This is a genomic window from Gemmatimonadaceae bacterium, assembly GCA_037721215.1.
Lineage (GTDB): Bacteria > Gemmatimonadota > Gemmatimonadetes > Gemmatimonadales > Gemmatimonadaceae > UBA4720.
Window position 1 is genome coordinate 43,582 of sequence record JBBJNV010000013.1, and the last position, 17,531, is coordinate 61,112.

General features: G+C 60.9%; 14 protein-coding genes. 2 read left to right on the forward strand and 12 right to left on the reverse strand.

Going from position 1 to position 17,531, the window contains the following annotated elements; translation table 11 throughout:
• Nucleotides 1-97 precede the first annotated feature (97 nt).
• On the forward strand, nucleotides 98-709 hold the full coding sequence (locus tag WKF55_08655) for a M23 family metallopeptidase (GenBank protein MEJ7759650.1): 612 nt from the start codon (nucleotides 98-100) through the stop codon (nucleotides 707-709).
• 22 nt (nucleotides 710-731) lie between these two features.
• On the opposite strand, the gene mnmA is transcribed toward WKF55_08655, so the two are convergent.
• From mnmA to WKF55_08715, 12 genes are all read right to left on the reverse strand, one after another.
• Complete coding sequence (mnmA, locus tag WKF55_08660) at nucleotides 732-1,841, reverse strand: tRNA 2-thiouridine(34) synthase MnmA (GenBank protein MEJ7759651.1); 1,110 nt, start codon at nucleotides 1,839-1,841, stop codon at nucleotides 732-734.
• Complete coding sequence (locus WKF55_08665; GenBank protein MEJ7759652.1) at nucleotides 1,838-3,004, reverse strand: cysteine desulfurase family protein; 1,167 nt, start codon at nucleotides 3,002-3,004, stop codon at nucleotides 1,838-1,840. The genes mnmA and WKF55_08665 overlap by 4 nt, the downstream gene beginning before the upstream one ends.
• Nucleotides 3,005-3,060: 56 nt before the next feature.
• Entirely contained in the window at nucleotides 3,061-3,801 is a 741-nt protein-coding gene (locus tag WKF55_08670; protein MEJ7759653.1) for a tryptophan 2,3-dioxygenase family protein, read from the reverse strand.
• Nucleotides 3,798-4,517, reverse strand: coding sequence for a bacillithiol biosynthesis deacetylase BshB1 (gene bshB1 / locus WKF55_08675; GenBank protein MEJ7759654.1), 720 nt, complete (start codon nucleotides 4,515-4,517; stop codon nucleotides 3,798-3,800). The genes WKF55_08670 and bshB1 overlap by 4 nt, the downstream gene beginning before the upstream one ends.
• 85 nt (nucleotides 4,518-4,602) lie before the next feature.
• A complete protein-coding gene (locus WKF55_08680; protein MEJ7759655.1) occupies nucleotides 4,603-5,844 on the reverse strand; it encodes an ABC transporter permease in 1,242 nt (413 codons plus the stop codon).
• On the reverse strand, nucleotides 5,844-7,085 hold the full coding sequence (locus WKF55_08685) for an ABC transporter permease (GenBank protein MEJ7759656.1): 1,242 nt from the start codon (nucleotides 7,083-7,085) through the stop codon (nucleotides 5,844-5,846). The genes WKF55_08680 and WKF55_08685 overlap by 1 nt, the downstream gene beginning before the upstream one ends.
• Before the next feature lie 62 nt (nucleotides 7,086-7,147).
• Complete coding sequence (locus WKF55_08690; protein MEJ7759657.1) at nucleotides 7,148-8,419, reverse strand: ABC transporter permease; 1,272 nt, start codon at nucleotides 8,417-8,419, stop codon at nucleotides 7,148-7,150.
• Nucleotides 8,419-9,678: an ABC transporter permease gene (locus tag WKF55_08695; GenBank protein ID MEJ7759658.1), complete on the reverse strand. Its 1,260-nt coding sequence runs from the start codon at nucleotides 9,676-9,678 to the stop codon at nucleotides 8,419-8,421. Before WKF55_08695 ends, WKF55_08690 begins: the two co-directional genes overlap by 1 nt.
• The gene (locus tag WKF55_08700; protein ID MEJ7759659.1) at nucleotides 9,657-10,475 is read right to left on the reverse strand and encodes an ABC transporter ATP-binding protein; all 819 of its coding nucleotides are present in this window, start codon (nucleotides 10,473-10,475) and stop codon (nucleotides 9,657-9,659) included. Before WKF55_08700 ends, WKF55_08695 begins: the two co-directional genes overlap by 22 nt.
• The gene (locus WKF55_08705) at nucleotides 10,475-11,767 is read right to left on the reverse strand and encodes an efflux RND transporter periplasmic adaptor subunit (GenBank protein MEJ7759660.1); all 1,293 of its coding nucleotides are present in this window, start codon (nucleotides 11,765-11,767) and stop codon (nucleotides 10,475-10,477) included. The genes WKF55_08700 and WKF55_08705 overlap by 1 nt, the downstream gene beginning before the upstream one ends.
• Nucleotides 11,768-11,776: 9 nt before the next feature.
• Nucleotides 11,777-13,261, reverse strand: coding sequence for a TolC family protein (locus tag WKF55_08710; GenBank protein MEJ7759661.1), 1,485 nt, complete (start codon nucleotides 13,259-13,261; stop codon nucleotides 11,777-11,779).
• A 65-nt stretch (nucleotides 13,262-13,326) separates the two neighbouring features.
• Nucleotides 13,327-14,136 carry a creatininase family protein gene (locus WKF55_08715; protein ID MEJ7759662.1) on the reverse strand — a complete coding sequence of 270 codons (810 nt, stop codon included), beginning with the start codon at nucleotides 14,134-14,136 and terminating at the stop codon, nucleotides 13,327-13,329.
• 22 nt (nucleotides 14,137-14,158) lie between these two features.
• On the opposite strand from WKF55_08715, the gene WKF55_08720 reads away from it, so the two are divergent.
• Entirely contained in the window at nucleotides 14,159-17,437 is a 3,279-nt protein-coding gene (locus tag WKF55_08720) for an ATP-binding protein (protein MEJ7759663.1), read from the forward strand.
• Nucleotides 17,438-17,531 lie beyond the last annotated feature (94 nt).

A 17,531-nucleotide genomic window follows, 5' to 3' on the forward strand; every position in this document is an offset into this window, starting at 1 on the left:
GAACACGGGCGAGACGGGCATCACGCTCGCGCGCCGTGGCGATACGACAATCGTAGTCGACACGGGGGGTCCGGCGGCCACCGCCCGTGCAGAGAGCTTGACGACGGTCTCCCCCGATACCGCGGCGGTATCTCCGAATTCTGGCGTCGCATCGATAACGGGTATGGCGCCGCCCGGGACCGGACTGCCGCCAACGCCACCCGCTGCGCTTTCCACGCCCGGCACCGCAGGATCATCATTTCCCGCCGTCGTACCATCCGACGTCGCCGCGCTTCGCGCCAAATCTCCGGTAATTCCCGTCACGGGCATCGCAAAAGAAAAGCTTGTCGACAGCTTCGATGATGCCCGCGGGCAAACGCGCCGTCACAATGCCATCGACATCATGGCCGCGCGGAACACGCCCGTGGTCGCGACAACTGATGGCAGGATTCTCAAGCTGCACAACAGCAAGGCGGGCGGCCTCACCGTGTACGCAACCGATGTGACGAGCCGCTACATCTTTCTTTACGGGCATCTTGACTCATATCGCCCGGGTCTCGCCGAAGGAGCGATTGTGAAACGTGGCGATGTCATCGGGTTCGTCGGCACCACCGGCAATGCGCAGCCGGCTGGTCCCCATCTGCACTTCGCGATTACCCGGAGCGATAACGTGAAGGAATGGTGGAAGGGCACGCCGCTCAATCCCTTTCTGGTCTACAGGGGCAATTGAACAGAGGAGCAGTGCTTCCGGATCAGGCAGCGAGAATGGGCAAGGGTGAGCGAAAGCGCACATTACCTGGCACAGCTTCGATGAAAGCGCCCCCCAGCACGCGTTCGCCGTCGTAAAGCACTACTGACTGGCCTGGCGAAATAGCAGACACCGCCTCCTCGAGGGCAATCTCGATTTCGTCTGTCCCCGCTCTGATGAGCACCCCTGCTGCGAGCGATGCGCGATGCCGCACGCGTACGAGAACGGATGACCCGCAGGGTGGCTCATCGACGAGCCAGTTCACCTGCCGCGCGATTATTCCGCGACCCAGAAGCTCGTCGCGCGGTCCGATAACCACAGCGCGGTCGGCGGGCCGGATCGCAATAACATACATCGGAATGCGGAAGCCGCCGGGCAGACCGCGGCGCTGGCCGACGGTGTAGCGCGCGAAGCCGTCGTGCTCGCCAACCTGACGGCCATCGGAAGTCACTACCGGCCCGCGGGTCAGCGCTGGAGCATCGTCACCGAGCTTCTCACGCAGAATGCGAACGTAGTCGCCATCGGGAACAAAACAGATTTCCTGGCTCTCCGGCTTGTCGGCTACGAGTGATAACCCGAGCGTTCTGGCAAGCTCGCGCGTTTCGGCCTTTGTCGACTCCCCAATTGGCAAAAGCATTCGCGAGAGAACCGCGCGATCGATTCCCCAAAGGAAATAGGTCTGGTCCTTGTTGTCGTCGCGCCCTCGGCTCAGGACGCCATTACCGACCCGGGCGTAATGGCCAGTGGCAATCCACCGAGCGTCGATTGCGTCTGCTTTTTTCACAAGATCGCGAAACTTCGTAAACGTGTTACAGCGGACGCATGGAATGGGGGTGCGACCGCGGGCGTACTCGTCGACAAAATCATCGATCACGTCATGACCGAACTTTGTCTCGAGATTGATGACGTAATGAGGCACGCCGAGCTTCTCGCACACCCGGCGCGCATCATTGACTGAATCGAGAGAACAGCACGGCCGGTCGGGGACGTCTTCCCCATGGCAGAAGAGCTTCATGGTCGCGCCAACGACATCGTACCCCTGCGCGACGAGCAGCGCAGCAGCCACCGACGAATCGACGCCGCCCGACATTGCCACAAGAACGCGATCGCTCATTGTCCACTCCCAGACACGCGCCGCGCCTTGTCGACAAGGGCGGGAAACACTTCCGCGACGCGAGCGACGCACGCATCAGTGGTCAGTGCGCCAAGGCTCATCCGTATGGCCGCACCGGCCAGGCCTGGCTGCACCCCCATTGCAAGCAACACATGCGAAGGCGAGATACTTCCGCTCTGACAGGCAGATCCGCCAGATGCGGCGATGCCCTGGAGGTCGAGCGCCATGAGCAGCGACTCGCTGTCAGTGCCGGGGACCGACACGCTTACGATATGGTGCGCGCGATCAGCGTTCCGCCCGTGAATGACGGCGTCGGGTATGCGTTCCAGGATGGCCCGTTCGAGCGCGTCACGCATTGCCAGAAGTCGCGCACTTTCGCTTTCCTGTTCGGCAAGAGTGATTTCGGCCGCTTCAGCAAGACCGACGGCGAAGGCAACGTTCTCAGTCCCCGGTCGCCGGCCGCGATTCTGAAGGCCACCGTGCATCAGCGGCTCGAGTTTGGTGCTACGCCGTATGAAAACGGCACCAATCCCCTTGGGCGCACCAATCTTGTGACCGGATATCGACAGCACATCGAATCGTTGAGTCCGGGAATCGATCGACACCTTCCCGAATGCCTGGACCGCGTCGGTGTGCATGAGCGTTCCCCTCCCGGCAGCACGGTCGGCAAGTCGCGCGATCGGCTGAATGGTGCCGGTTTCGTTGTTGACCCACATCACTGAACAGATGGCAACGTCATCGCGGACGGCCGCATCAAACGACGCATCGCTGACTACACCGTTCTGGTCAACAGCAACGAACCGCTCTTCCGCGCCCTCGCGCACAGCCTGATGCGCGGCGCCGAGGATCGCCTTGTGTTCGATCGGCGTCGTTGCAATTGCGTTTCGTCCCTCTGGGCGACGCAAGCGCCACGCGCCAAGAATCGCGAGGTTGCCGCCTTCGGTTCCGCCGGATGTAAAGCATATCTCATCTGCATGCGCACCCAGGCAGCCAGCCACGCGTTCGCGCGCCTCGTCGAGCGCGACGCGGGCTTCGCGACCCCAGTGGTGGGAGCTCGAGGGATTACCAAAACATGCACCAAAGAAAGGCTGCATTGCTTCCGCAACCTCGCGTCGCACCGGTGTCGTAGCTGCATGGTCGAGATATATCCGCGGGGCACTCATGCTAAAAAAGCTAAACCGGCGGCGGTGAAGGGGCGAGACTCGGCACCGGCAGCGAGCTAACCCTTGTAAAAACCGCCGCGAATCGCCCAGAGATCGGGGAAGAATTTCTGCGATATGGTACGCTGCAGATACCGCGCGCCAAGTGTTCCCCCGGTACCTCCGACATCAGGGCCGATGATCCGTTCGACAAGCTGGACGTGAAGAAACCGCCACATTGCGAACCCCTGTTCATACTCCAGCAGGCCTTCTGCGAGCATCTGCATGGGACGATGTTGCTCGTCGGCGTAGATGTCCGCCAGTGTTGCCCCGCTGGCGGTGATCAGATTGATGAATTGCGTCTGAAGCGGCGGCCGCTCAAGTGCGCGCTGGACGATTGGCGGAATGCCACCGTGGTCTTCCAGAACCTGGATGAAATGTGGATCGCGCAGGCCAGACACAGCCTCGATTGCCCGAAACTGCCCGCTCTGTGACCCGCTGGAAGTGCCAAGGTATCCGCGAAACTGGGCGAAGTGTTGTGGCGGCAGCGTTTCCAGCGCTGAGAGCTGCGACGTGACGATGCGAACGAGCGCGTTCACTCTCCTGATGGATGTCAATCCTCCAAGGGTATCGTTCGCATCGAACCGGTCGTTGAGACCGCTCAACTCGTGCAGTATCAACTTGAACCACAACTCGCTCGCCTGGTGAACGACGATGAACAACAACTCATCGGGATGCTCCGGGCTGGACCGAAGGCGCTGAAGCGATAGCAGCTCATCCAGGGCGAGATATGACCCGTAGGTGACTTCTGATTCGCTCAAAACGTAGACACCTCGAGTGCGGCAATGTCGTCGCAGCGCATTGTCTCGCTGGTGAAAAACGGTTCACCATACTTTGTCCGGATCAGAGACCCGTAGTGCGCTGCCTGATGCCGGATGATGTCGTAGAGGGGTTCGCCGTTCGGATATACTTCACCCGCCTGAACGGCGTCATCGAACTGTGAGGAATAACACTTGATAGCCTCCAGTTTTCGTTCGAATGCATCCGTGATGTCGACGACAAAAGTGGGTTTGACGGAGTCTTCGCGGTAAGCCAGTGAATGCACGACCTTCCTTGGACGGTGCGCCGGAGTGTCCGGCTCGATTTTCTGGAGCCCGGCGATGAAGCAGGCGTCCCTGACGAGCGCCGCCGTCGCCGCATGGTCCGGATGCCGGCCATTGACCGACGGAGCGATTACGACGGCCGGAGCGAATCGCCTGATGGCAACTGCCAGCAGTGCTCTCGTCTCCGGAGAGTTGACGATGCCGGCGTCCGGTAGACCGAGGTTTTCACGAGCAGTTACTCCCAGAATTTCCGCAGCCTTCGATGCTTCCTCTCCACGAATCTCAGCGGATCCACGGGTTCCCAACTCTCCGGCTGTGAGATCGATGATTGCCGTCCGCCGTCCGAGCATCGCCGCGCGAATGAGCGTGCCTCCGCAGGTCAGCTCGACGTCATCCCGGTGCGGACCGATCGCGAGGATGTCTACCTTTGGCATGCGAGCGAATATAGCGGGGGCGGAATGGACGCGCTTCACTTGTCGCGGCCAGCATGTGCTTTACTCGAGTGGTGGAGAACGCGAGCTACTCGTGCCGCAATGCCTCGATTGGATCGAGACGTGCTGCCCGCCTCGCCGGTACCATGCCAAAGACGATGCCGATTCCCACCGACACCGTTACCGCGACGACGGTAAGCGTAACTGGAACTCCTGCGTCGATGCCCATGAACGCGGTCACCAGCTTCCCGAGCGACAGCCCGACGACGATCCCGATAATCCCTCCGATACCCGTGAGCGTGGCCGCCTCGACGAGGAACTGCAGCAGTATCTCACGCTGCGTCGCGCCCAGCGCTTTGCGAACGCCAATCTCACGCGTGCGATTAGTGACCGACACCATCATGATCGCCATCACGCCGATTCCGCCGACCATCAGGCCGACACTGGAAAGCACGATCATGACCAGAAAAAATACCCCGGTGATCTTGTTGAACGTGTCGAGAATCTGATCCTGAGTGATCAGGTCGAAACTGTTGAGGTCAGCGGGCCTCAGCCGGCGCATCTCCCGCAGCGCGATCGTCACCGCTTCGTGGGCGCGGGCGGCGGTCACTCCTTTCCTGGGCTTTACCGGGATGAACACCGCGTTCGTCTTGTCGAGCTGGAACTGGTGATCGAGCATCTGATAAGGAATGATTGCACCGATGTTCTGGCCGGGCGGCTCGAAAATGTTGCCTGCTTTCTGGTAAATGCCGATCACCTGCGCCGGACGTCCTCCCACACGGAGCGATTTGCCGACAGGATTCTCGCGTCCGAATACTTTCCGCGCCGCATCCTCCTCGAGTACCGCCACCGCGGCGCCACTGCCAAGTTCCGGCCGTGTGAACCATCGTCCGTCAACGAGGTCACCGCCCTGAATCTCGACGAATCCTTCGTCGGCCCCCTGAATCATGAGATTCTGAGTGCGCTCACCTTTGTATTCTAAACGCCCCTGCGCCTGACCCCAGATTGCGGAATACGCTACTTCAGGCAGCTCGCGGATGCGCTGCGCTTCGGCATCGGACAGGTCTGGCCGGATACGGATGTACGCCGGCAGATTATTCGGATCGACCGGCGTCTGGGAAAACGCCTTCACCACATAGAAGGTCGTCGGTCCGGCAATTTCGAGCGTTCGAACTATCTGGTCCTTGATCCCCTGGACGATCGCGGCCATCATCATCACGGTGGCGACGCCGATTACGACGCCGAGAATTGTCAGTCCCGATCTCAGCGTGTTGGCGCGGAGGGTGTCGAGCGCGACGACTACATTGCTGCGAATATTCAGAGCGATCATCACTCGGCGCGAAGGGCTGCGATAGGATCGAGCCTCGCCGCACGCGAGGCCGGATAGACGCCGAATATCACCCCCACGCCGGCACCCAGCGCGAGCGCGAGTGAAACCGACCAAGTGCTGATGCGAGCCGGCAACGGCGACGCAAACGCAATCAGCGTTGCCAACCCCCACCCAGCGGCGACGCCCATCAAGCCACCCGCCGTCGCGAGCACGATTGCCTCCGCCAGAAACTGGCGCCTGATATCGCGGCGCGTTGCACCAAGCGCTTTTCGAACGCCGATCTCGCGCGTGCGCTCGCTCACCGACATCAACATGATATTCATTATGACAATTCCTCCGACAACGATGCCGATGGCAACCATTGCTGGAATGACGGCAAACAGAATCCGCGTGAGGTTTCGCCAGAAAGCGACGAGAGCGTCGGCGGTTTCGATCGTGTAGTCGCTCTCCTGTCCGGGCCGCAGTCGGTGAGCCATACGCATGGCGCCATCCGCCAGTGCCATCCCCCCGGCAACGTCGTCAGCGGAAGCCATTTTCACCGATACCGTCGTTGTCTTCCGGCGGCCGTAGAGCGATTCAAACGTGGTGAGTGGTAGCAGCGCAAAGCCATCGAAGGATTGTCCCAGCACGCGCCCCTTCCTGGCAACCACGCCTATTACGGTAAAGTGAGAGCCGTGGATGCGGATATCCCGGCCAACCGGGTTTGTCTGCTCAAACAGCTTTTCGGCGACATCTGCACCGACGACTGCAACCGGGCGCCGCTCGCGAACGTCGAGGTCGGAAAGCGGACGACCGCTGGCGAATGAGTAATCCTGAACTACCTGGTAGGGAGCAGTGACGCCAAACACGGCAACGTCGCCAAGGGTGCGGTCACTCCAGGCAACGTCAGCCATTGGCGTAGGCCATCCGGACTGAAGGCTGACGGCCACTGCGTTTGGCACGGCGTCGATGACGGCTTTTGCATCATCCTCGGTAATCCGCGGCCGTTTCTGGATGCGCCGGTACTCCTCGTCATCGAATAACCCTACCTGCAACGGCGAGCGCCGGACCTGAAACGAATTCTGGCCGATCAGAGCGCCCGCCAGATTCTCAGTCACATACGCGTTCATGCCCTGGATGATGGCGACCACAGCGACGAGGAATGTGACCGAAACGATGATGCCGAGGAGGGTAAAAAACGATCTCAGTTTGTTAGCTCGAATTTCACCGATCGCGGCGAGGATCACATCGGTGAATCGCATTGCCCAAAGATGGAAGCCGATCTGACGCTACAACAGGGAAGCCGCAATCGCGGCCCGCTTCGTCACTCGTAACGCAGCGCCTCGACTGGATCGAGCCGGGAAGCCTTTGCCGCCGGCAGCATGCCGAAGACGATACCAGTAAAGGCGCTCACCGCCAGGGCAGCGACGATTGCCATCGGCGGGGTCGATGCTGGCACCGGCGTGAACCGGTTGATGAGAAACGCCACCGCAGAACCCGCGATCAATCCGATGCTCGCGCCTACACAGGTAAGCGTCGCGGCCTCTACAAGAAACTGCCAAAGAATCGTCCGTCGGGTGGCACCGAGCGCCTTGCGCACGCCAATCTCGCGTGTCCGCTCCGTCACGCTGATCATCATGATCGCAATTACCCCAACCCCGCCCACAAGCAGGCCTACGGCGGACAATGCAATCATGACGATGAAGAACACTCCAAAGAAGCCGTCATAGATCGCAAGCAACCCGTCCGAAGTCATGATCGCGAAGTTGTCAGGGGCGCTCGGCTTGAGGCCACGCTGACCGCGAAGCGTGGAAGTGACCGCATCGATCGCCTGGTCGCGCTGAACCGATTCATGCGGCCTTATCGTGAGATCCAGACGTCGCAGCTGCATGCCGAGCTGGCGGCGCCCGGTCTCGAGCGGAATCATCGCCTTTGGATCGTTGCCCGCGGCCGACGAGCTCGGTTTGCCCAGGAAGCTGCCGGTATTGTGGTGTATTCCGATGACCTTGAAGGGAATGCCAGTGACATCGATGAACTTGTCCAGCGGGTCGGAATCCTTGAAAAGCCTTTCCGCCATCTTGTCGTTGATAACAATCACCCGGGCGCCGGCGGTGTTCTCGGCGTACGTGAAGTTCCGGCCGGACACGATATCGCCACCGTCGGCCTGCAGCCAGCCGGCGCTGTAGGCATCGAGCCCACCCTGCGAAATTTCCTTGTCCTTGTACTTGTAGGTGGCATTCCATCCAATGTGGCTCGTCACCGCCTTGATCTCCGGGAGGCGCGCGACTGCCTCTGCTTCAGTCAGCGTGATCGGCGGGTTTCGGCGCGACGGGCAGGTGTTTTCGGTACCGTCACACATTTCGCTGAGGCTCACCGGCCGCCGGAAAACAAAAAAGCTGGTGGGGCCTGCCGACTCGAGATCCTTGGCGACGCTGGTGTTGATGCCGTGTACGGCGGCGGACAAGGTCACGACCACGAAAACACCGACAGCAACGCCGAGAATCGTGAGCGCGGCTCTGACCTTGTTTGCGCGGATGGCATCAAACGCGATCCCCACCCCTTCGGTGAGATTGAACAGCCAGGAGGAGAAACCCATCAGTCAGACCTCAGCGCGAGGATGGGATCGAGCTTGGACGCGCGACTTGCCGGGTAAATGCCCGCGACGATTCCAACGCCCGCGCCGACAATGACACCCGCAACGATCGACCATGGAGCAATCGTCGCCGGCAGCGGTGACACGGCAGCAATCAGCTGAGACAGAAAAATGCCGATCGCGATACCGATGGCTGCGCCGACGGTGCTGAGTGTCGCCGCCTCCACCAGGAACTGCGACATGATATCTCTGCGACGGGCGCCGAGTGCTTTTCGAATGCCGATCTCACGCGTTCGTTCAGCGACAGCGACGAGCATGATGTTCATGATGACGATAGCGCCGACGACAAGCCCGATTGCGGGGAGGACCACCCCCGCAAGTACCAGCTTGGACTTGATACTCGTCCAGAAGCTGAGTGCCGACTCCGAGGTTTCGATCGCGAAATTGTCAGGCTGTGAAGGCCGCAGACCATGCCTGCCGCGCATGGTCTGCCGGATTGACTCCTGAACCTCGATCATGTCGGCGTCGCCAGGCACCTTGATCTTTACGGCATCGATCACATTCGGACGATTGACGTGATGGCGCAGCGGCGACTTGTATGGCGCAATGACGAAGCGATCCAGGGAGAATCCGAAAATGCTCCCCTGCGACTCCGCGACGCCTACAACCTGATACGGCAGTCCGCCCACCTTGAGCGAGCGTCCGAGCGGATTGAGTCTGGGGAAAAAGCGCTCCGCAATCTCTTCTCCGATCACAACCACCGTCGAGCCGAGCGCCATCTCCTGAACCGACAGCAGGCGGCCGGATGCGACGTTCATCTCACGAATCTTGAAATAATCCCCTTCCACTGCGCTCGCCTGGAGCGATTGCGGACGCGACCATTGCGAAGACATCGGGACGTTATCGTAGCCTTCGGCTGACCACATTGTCCCAGCGGGCAGCGCGCTGATTACAGGTTCGACGTCGCTGATGAGGATGCGCGGCCACCGCTGCATCTCCCGCCATTGGGACTCGCTCACATCACCGCCGATCTCCGGCCGGGTGCGCAGAGTGACGGTGTTTACGCCCACCAGCTTGCCGACGAAATCGTGCTCCATGTAGCTGCTCATGCCTTCGACGATCGACACTACGGCAATGAGAAACATGACGCCGATGGTGACGCCAAGGAGGGTGAAGAAACTCTTGAGCTTTTGCACACGAAGCTGCGCCAGTGCCAGCCTGACAGCGTCGATGAAGGGCACTATTTCACAACCGAGGGGCATGGGACCGGCGCCGCCTGTTTCTCAGCGAAGCGCTCGCGGCGGTCGTCGCTCTCGACGAGACCGTCACGTAACACGATCACACGCCTTGCATGCGCTGCGATGTCCGGCTCGTGAGTGACCATGATCACCGTCTGGCCCTGCGACGCCAGTCCCTCGAACACGCGCATGATCTCTTCCGACGTGGTCGAGTCGAGATTACCGGTGGGCTCGTCGGCAAGCAGAATCGCGGGTTCGTTGACGAGTGCCCGCGCAATCGCTACGCGCTGCCTTTGACCCCCGGAGAGCTCGTTGGGGCGGTGTGTGATGCGGTCGCCAAGCTGTACGCGCTCGAGGGCTTCCTTCGCGCGCCTGCGCCTTTCGTCAGATGGAACACCTGCATACACGAGCGGAAGCTCGACGTTATGCAACGCGGTTGCACGCGGCAGAAGGTTGAAGGTCTGGAAGACGAATCCGATCTCCCTGTTCCGCACCCGCGCCAGCTCGTCGTCCGCCATGGACGACACGAGGGTGCCGCTCAGCCAGTATTCGCCCGCGTCGGGTGTGTCGAGGCATCCGATCAGATTCATGAGTGTCGACTTGCCGGAACCCGACGGACCCATGATGGCAACGTATTCATTGCGGCGGATGGCGACGTCGACACCACGCAGGGCGCGCACGATTTCACCCCCCATGTCGTACTCGCGCTTGAGACCGCGCGTCACGATAACCCAGTCTTTTTCCGGCGCCGCGCCTGCCCGCCGGGTTACGGCCTCGCGCTCGGCGGTGACGCTAAGCGGTACTTCTTCAGTTGTATTCATCAGGATTTTGCAGCCGGTACTTTCTTTCCATCATCCGGCTTGCTCTCTTTGACCCGGTTGCCATCCTTGAGATCGCGGATGGCCTGGTACGTTCCGCCGACGATGCGATCACCGCTCTTCAGACCGCTGATCACTTCGAAGAACTTCTCGCCGGCAATACCCACCTTTACGGGGCGGAACGTCACTTTGTTGTCGGCAGCAACAACAAAAACGCCCTCGATGTCGCGTTTGCCGACCTGTTTCGTCGGTGCCGCCTTCGCCAGCGTTATGCCCGCCGTGTCGGCCTTCGCGGTGGAGTCCTCGCGGACGGTGAGCGCGATGATCGGTATCGACAACACGCTGTTGCGGGTGTCGGTGATGATTTTGGCCGTCGCCGAAAAGTCAGGCCTTGTCGCCGGCGGCGTATTGATGAGTTGAATGGTGACCTCATAATCGATCGCCTGATCAGCCGGGCTGCCGCCGCCGCCCAGACCCGCCTTGATAGAGCTGTTCGAAATCTCCGATACGCGGCCGACGAATGTAGTGTCAGGGAACGCATCGATCTGAATTACGGTCGAGTCGCCGATCTGGATACGCGAAACATCGGTCTCGTCGACCTTGACCTTGGTCTCGAGGAGGCTCATGTCGCTGATTGTGAGCAGTGTTGCCGCATCCTTGTTGAGCGTGCCCATGATTGCGGTCTCGCCTTCGCGCACATTCAGGCGCGTCACCTTGCCGCTCATTGGAGCGACGATTGTCGTCTTGCCAAGGAGACTTTGTGCATCGCGGAACGATGCCTGGGCCTGTGCGATCCCGTTGTTCGCCGACTCGAGCTGGGCCTGCGACACTTCGACCTGGGTTTTCAGCTGCTCCACCTGTTCATCCGATACGAGGGTGGGGTTTGCCTTCTTGAGCTCAAGCATCCGATTGTAGTTACGGCGCGCCTGAACAAGTCCAGGGCTGGCAGTAGCGGCCTGCGACCGGCTGGAGGCAACCGCGGCTGCGGCGCGCTCTGCCGCCGCACGATACTGAGATGGGTCGATTTCAAGAAGGAACTGGCCTTTCGTGACCACATCTCCCTCTCTCACCGCCAGACGTACCACGCGGCCAGTAATGTCGGCGCTCAGGTCCACCTTGTTGTGCGGCTGCACCTGTCCGCTCGCAGTGACCGATGCCACGAGGTCGCGCTTTTCCACCGCCTCGATTCTCACTTCAGTCGCCTTGTTACGGCCTTTTGCCGCAGTTGTGGCACCAATGACCGAGACAATCAGCACTACGACGCCAATGACTCCCCACTTTTTACGCTTTGACATTGTCTTCCTTTATCTGAGTGGACGGCCGACGGCGCTCTCGAGCGCTGCGTACGCCTTGTGGTAGTCGAAGATCGCATTGATTCGGTCGCTTTCCGCGCGTTCGTACGCTGCACGGGAGTCAGTGACGTCGACGAAGTTCACTGCGCCGCTGCGATAACGGTCCTGCGTGAACTTGAGCTCAAGTCTCGCCTTTGCCGAGTTCTGCGCCTGAAGGGCAGCAGTTTTTGCGGCGGTGGTGAGCGTCAGGTACGCAGCGGTGACATCGGCGGTAATTGCCAGCTCGCGAGCTCTCACTCCGTAGCGGGCGTCAAAACTCGCGGCCTGCGCTTCCTGCACCCGCTGCTCACGTGCAAAACCGTCGAACAACGGGAGTGAGACACTTGCGGAAAGTGACTTTGGCGAAGGCTGAAAACGGAATGGAAACTGGCTGTTCTCGCGACGCATCGCGCTTGCCTGGGCATCCGAGAAATCGATGGCGCCACACATCGCGAGATTGTTTGGAAGGTTCAACGCCGCCCTGACTTCCTCGGCGCGAATACACGATGCGCGTTGTTCGGCCGCTCCGCCCCGCGCCTGGTTGATGAGAAAGTTCGGATTGGCGTAGGAGTAGGTGTAGCCCGAGATACCGGTGTTGATGAACAGCGTCGGCGAGTACTCGCCCCGGGCCCGCTTGACGTTGAGTTCGGCGACCCTCTCGCGAGAGCGCAATGCGAGCACAACCGGATTGGCCTCGCGCGCGGACGCGAGAAGCTCAGCGAGCGGCGGGGGATCCATGGTTACCGTAAACTCGCTGGTAAGAACAACGTCCGACGGTTGTTCCACTCCCAGCAGCTGAAACAGTCTCAGCTTCTCGATCTCGATCTGATTCCGTGTCTGAAGCACCTGCACCTGCTGCTGACCCAGTGAGATCTCGGCCCGTTGTACGTCGAGGGCCGTGCCCGAACCAACGAGCGCTCGCGCCTGCGCCAGTACCACCTGGTTGCGCGTGGAGATCAGGAGCGTGTCCTGCAGATCAGCGCGGTCCTGCGCCTGCAGCACAGAGAGGTACTGCTGAGTTACCTGGCCTCGCAGCACTTCCTGGCTGCCGGTGATGTCGGCCTCTACTGCGTCGCGATTTGCCCGCTGAAGCTTCGGGGTTATCAGCGAGGCGCGGTTTAGTCGATAGCCAACGCCGATCTGATACGATGATTGATTCACGTCCGAGCTGGCACCGAAACTGCCGCCGTTGAATATCTGGCGGCCGCCTTGTTGTCGCTGTGCGTTCAGGCTCGCGTCCGCGCTCGGGAGCAACTGTCCGAACGCGCTTCGAACGGCCGCATCCGCACCGCGGCGATTGTTCATGGTCGACAGATGTGCAGGGTTATTCCGCCGCGCCAGAGTGACTGCTTCCGCCAGCGTGAGTGTCGCACGGGTGGCTGGCGGCGCAGCAGGTGTCTGTGCGCCGGCCAGTGCCGGTCCGATGAATGCCAGCAGGAAGTACAAGCGTTTTTGCATGGTATTTGTGTGGTTGAGTCAAGGGGCCATACGAATGCGGGTGAATCGCGGTTTCAGTACAATCATCACTCTGCCAGCGCCGGTGCGAGGAAGATGCGGTCGCTGATTCTGGAGCGGATGCGCTCGTATAGCACACGTCCTTTTTCTGCCGACGCCAGGGACGGGCGGCCGATCGAGCCCGCGCTGGCTCCGGGCACCTTAAGTGTCCCCCGACGGTATCGCCGCAGCTCCTCCCGCGACATCATGTAGTCCCTGGCGAGCTCATGGTGTACCATGTGAGGCGCCAGGTACATCATGATCGACGTATCCACTTCGTCGCCATGCATGGCTTCAATTTGTCCTTCCAGCAATTCCGAAAGATTGACAGCAAAGATATCCACTACGCGCACGCGGGCCCCCGCAGTGATGACGGTTGCCAAAGCTTCCTGATGTGGATCATGTCCGTGCGCCGTTAGCAGGATGAACTCCCTGAAACCCGTCGCTTCCCATGAATCGAGCAAATCGTTCAGGGATCGATGCAGAGTCTTCTTGCGCACGGACGCATTTCCGATGAACCCTCTTTCAGTGTCAACGTTGACACCGTATTCGATGGTAGGAGCGCGCAACACACCATATTCGGCCGAAAGGTCGTCGGCGAGGTGCTCGACAATTATCGTGGCGACTCCGAGCGGAAGGTGCGGCCCGTGCTGCTCGCACGTGCCCACTGGAATGATCAGCCGAGGATCTTCCGCGATGACGGCCTCGATCTGCATCGGAATCAGCTCCTTGATACGGAGCGGAGCCTTTTGCGGAAGGGGCACTAGCGGAGCGTGCGGGGCGGTCGGAGTATGCAGATTGTCAGATCCGCGGGATGGAAGTGGTGATATTGGCTTCATGCACCGGGAGCGGAATTAGGTGGTGACGGACAGTCCGAGGGGGCGGGTTTTCATCATTGCGGTCGGAATCGCAATCCTGCTGCTGGCGTTCTGGCTGCGTGACCCTTCCATACCTTATGCCAGTGAATGGAGCCGCGCCAGCAGTTCTTCGGCGACGCAGGATTTCCAGGGCGTCGATGCGCGCCGGCGTGCCATGGCGATCGAGCAGCTGCGTACAGGCATTGCGCGCGCAGAGCGAGACATTCGCCAGGTGGCGCTGAGGGCCCTCCGCGCCCCGGCATCCCCCGACGCGGCGTTTGATTTTCTGGCATCGGGGCCGGCTGATTCTGAAAGGGGAATCGTCATCATCGACAACGGCGTCCCCATCGCATGGTCGGGAAAGTTTCGTACCGATCCAAGGATAGCGAGCCACGGCGCCAGCGTTACCTCGACTGCGTTTTATACCGCTCTCAATTTTTCTGTAACCAGAGGGCGCCGGCGTGTTGTGGCCACTGCTCTCTTGCATGCCGAGCCGCCTGCGAACGTTCTGAGCCGGCCTCTGGACGCGTCCATCGACGGTCGCGACCAGGTCGAGTCGTTTTCCCTCGGCAGAGCGTCGGACGTGGCGGCCGGTGAAGTTGTCCGGGACGGCCGGGGATCTCCGCTCCTCAGGGTTGACGCGACGCCCTTACCCCCGGAAGTGCTGCAATTCGACCGCAGGGCGAAGCTACAGGCACGCGGGTCCCTTTTTCTCGGACTGGCGTTCGCGGTGTTTCTCGCGATGTGCTGGACAGACCGAAGGCATCTCGGGACGAGAATCTTTGCGCTTTCGGTGGCGGCAGTGATGATCGCCGTGGTGCCCTGGAACAACTTTTCCAACGTCAGTCGCGCATTCGATCCCGCGTATTACTTCCTGCGCAACGGTGGCCCGTTTACGGCCAGTGCGGGTGCGGTCCTGATGTCGAGCATCATCGCCGCGTTGACGACGTTCGCGCTGATACGCTCCCGGCGCATCCGGCTGCCGCGGGGCCTCGCGGCAGTGACGGCGGTTGCACTCGCTGCTATCGGAATTCTGGCGGGCGTCAGCGCATCATCGGGTGTCGCTCTTACTCCCACCGGTACGACCCCGTTTCTGTGGCTCATCTGGGAGATTCCGGTTTTCCTCCTGCTTTTTTCGTTCTGGCTTGCGGCGTGGTGGCTGGGTCGGCTCGCGCGCGGGCAGGCGCCGACGGTGCACCTTGGCGTTGCATCGGTTGTGGCACTGATTGCCGGCACAGTCGCAGTCCTCATTGTCTGGCAGACCACCACCCGACAGCGACTGACGCTCGCGACGCGCGATATCGCGGGGTTACAGCAGGCGGATGGAGAAGCCGCGAATCTCCTGCGCCGGTTCGGCGACGAACTCTCTGGTTTTGACTCGCCCGGCACTCGAGCCGACCTGCTCAAACGTTATGCCGATTCCGATCTCGCACCGGCCGCACTCCAGGTGTCGCTTGCCGCCTGGAGCTCGTCTGCGGTTCAGACGGCACAACTCGACATTGCGCCTTTGCTGTACAACCAAACCACTGTTGTTGCGGCCGTGGGACAGGCGATGCTTACAAAGGTGTCTGTGATCGCCCAATCGCTCGGCCCTACAGGTCGTCAGGTGATTCTTGCTGCGCCGCATTCACTGGGGGGTGTGACCACGGCGGTCGTGTCGCCAAAAACCCGTCTGGTTGCGAGCGACCCGTTTGCAGCGTTACTCGGCCTCGCGCATAGCGGCCAGAATGATGCGCCGTATACGCTGACAATCGATCCGGTTCCCATGCAGATGGCAGATCAGGAAGATGTCGTCAGGTGGAGGAGGATCGGCGACGAGTGGCAGGGGGATCAGCTTATCAAAACCTCCCGTGGTCCCCTCCGTGCGCGAGCGGAGGTCGACCTGCGATCAGTTCCCGCGAGGTTCGTGCGTGCGTGTCTGACGGTGATACTGAATATTGCGGTCGCCGGCTTGCTGTGGGCGCTGGGAGCGATGGCGGAGGGCGGGTTCATCCGATGGGTCCGCGGACGGGCGTGGAAGTGGATTTACAGTTACCGTGGCCGGTTGACGCTGGCGCTATTCATGTTCTTTGTCGTTCCTGCAATCGCGTTTGGTGCATGGTCGTATCGGCGGCTTCGAACCGATGACCGTGAGGTGCGGGAGCTGCTCGTTCGAGAAACGCTGAGCGCTGCGTCTGCTCGTTATCAGGTCAGCTCCCCGTCAGAGCGGGTAGGCGGCACGCCTTTGTTTGCATACGCGGGCGGATTGTTGCAGAGCAGCAGCGACCCATTATACGAGCAGATTGCTCCTGTTGGTCTCACGCTTCCCGGGCCGGTGCATCGGAGTATCGCGAGGGGCGGTGAGCTCGATGCTTCGTGGCAGCAGTCAATCGGCAGTGAAAAATCGTTGTGGGGATATCGTGCTGTCGCGGGGGGGTTGAACCAGCTATACGTTATCGCCGCTCCGGCGCGCGGTGACGAGCTGGTACTGGATCGACGGCGGGGTGACCTCACGATGCTGGTCCTGTTCGCCACCGCCGCCGGCGGGCTTGCGGCGCTCTGGCTCAGTGGCATCGCTGCCAAAAGACTTGCGCGCGACCTTGAGTTGAGCCGAATCGAAGTCGCACGCGCGGAGCGAGTTCTGGCTTGGGGCGAAATGGCACGCCAGGTCGCGCATGAAATCAAGAATCCTCTCACCCCGATCCGGCTTGGTGTGCAGCATCTCCGACGCGCGCGGCTTGATAACCGAGTCGATTTTGACCGGGTGCTGGACGAGAACGTGACACGCATACTGTCGGAGATAGACCGTCTTGACGAGATCGCCCGGGCTTTCAGCCGGTACGGAAGTGCTCCCGCAGATCTGCCGGCCGCTGAGTGCGTCGATGTCGCGGCGATTCTTCGCAGCGCCGTTGGGCTCGAAAAAATCGGCATTGGAGATGTATCGTGGACGCTGCAAGGTGCGGAGGGAGCAGTGTTTGGCGAGGCAAGGACCGATGAGCTACGCGAAGTTCTGCTGAACGTTTTCGAGAACGCCCGGCTGGCGCGGGCGCGCAACGTTACCGTTGTTCTCACAGAGCGCACGCGCACGCTCTGCATTGAAGTTTCCGATGACGGCTCGGGAATTTCGCTGGCCTCTCTCCCTCGCGTATTTGAGCCTCATTTTTCCACGCGCACGGCGGGCAGCGGGCTGGGTCTTGCAATCAGCCGACGACTGCTCGAGTCATGGGGGGCAACTATCGATATTGCGAGCGAAGTGAACAGCGGCACACGCGTAACTATCACGCTACAAAAGGCCGCGCTGTGAGCAGTCCGCGACGCACGCCGCCCGCGGGGCGTCAGCCTTCGGCGTTGCCGAATCATATTGCCGGTTGGCAACTGCCTGCTGGATGGCAGTGGGG

What these genes read in the sequence shown, in the direction of transcription:
- mnmA (MEJ7759651.1), bottom strand. Translation starts at nt 1,841, where the DNA reads ATGAGCGATCGCGTTCTTGTGGCAATGTCGGGCGGCGTCGATTCGTCG.
- WKF55_08665 (MEJ7759652.1), bottom strand. Translation starts at nt 3,004, where the DNA reads ATGAGTGCCCCGCGGATATATCTCGACCATGCAGCTACGACACCGGTG.
- bshB1 (MEJ7759654.1), bottom strand. Translation starts at nt 4,517, where the DNA reads ATGCCAAAGGTAGACATCCTCGCGATCGGTCCGCACCGGGATGACGTC.
- WKF55_08680 (MEJ7759655.1), bottom strand. Translation starts at nt 5,844, where the DNA reads ATGATCGCTCTGAATATTCGCAGCAATGTAGTCGTCGCGCTCGACACC.
- WKF55_08685 (MEJ7759656.1), bottom strand. Translation starts at nt 7,085, where the DNA reads ATGCGATTCACCGATGTGATCCTCGCCGCGATCGGTGAAATTCGAGCT.
- WKF55_08690 (MEJ7759657.1), bottom strand. Translation starts at nt 8,419, where the DNA reads ATGGGTTTCTCCTCCTGGCTGTTCAATCTCACCGAAGGGGTGGGGATC.
- WKF55_08695 (MEJ7759658.1), bottom strand. Translation starts at nt 9,678, where the DNA reads ATGCCCCTCGGTTGTGAAATAGTGCCCTTCATCGACGCTGTCAGGCTG.
- WKF55_08700 (MEJ7759659.1), bottom strand. Translation starts at nt 10,475, where the DNA reads ATGAATACAACTGAAGAAGTACCGCTTAGCGTCACCGCCGAGCGCGAG.
- WKF55_08705 (MEJ7759660.1), bottom strand. Translation starts at nt 11,767, where the DNA reads ATGTCAAAGCGTAAAAAGTGGGGAGTCATTGGCGTCGTAGTGCTGATT.
- WKF55_08710 (MEJ7759661.1), bottom strand. Translation starts at nt 13,261, where the DNA reads ATGCAAAAACGCTTGTACTTCCTGCTGGCATTCATCGGACCGGCACTG.
- WKF55_08715 (MEJ7759662.1), bottom strand. Translation starts at nt 14,136, where the DNA reads ATGAAGCCAATATCACCACTTCCATCCCGCGGATCTGACAATCTGCAT.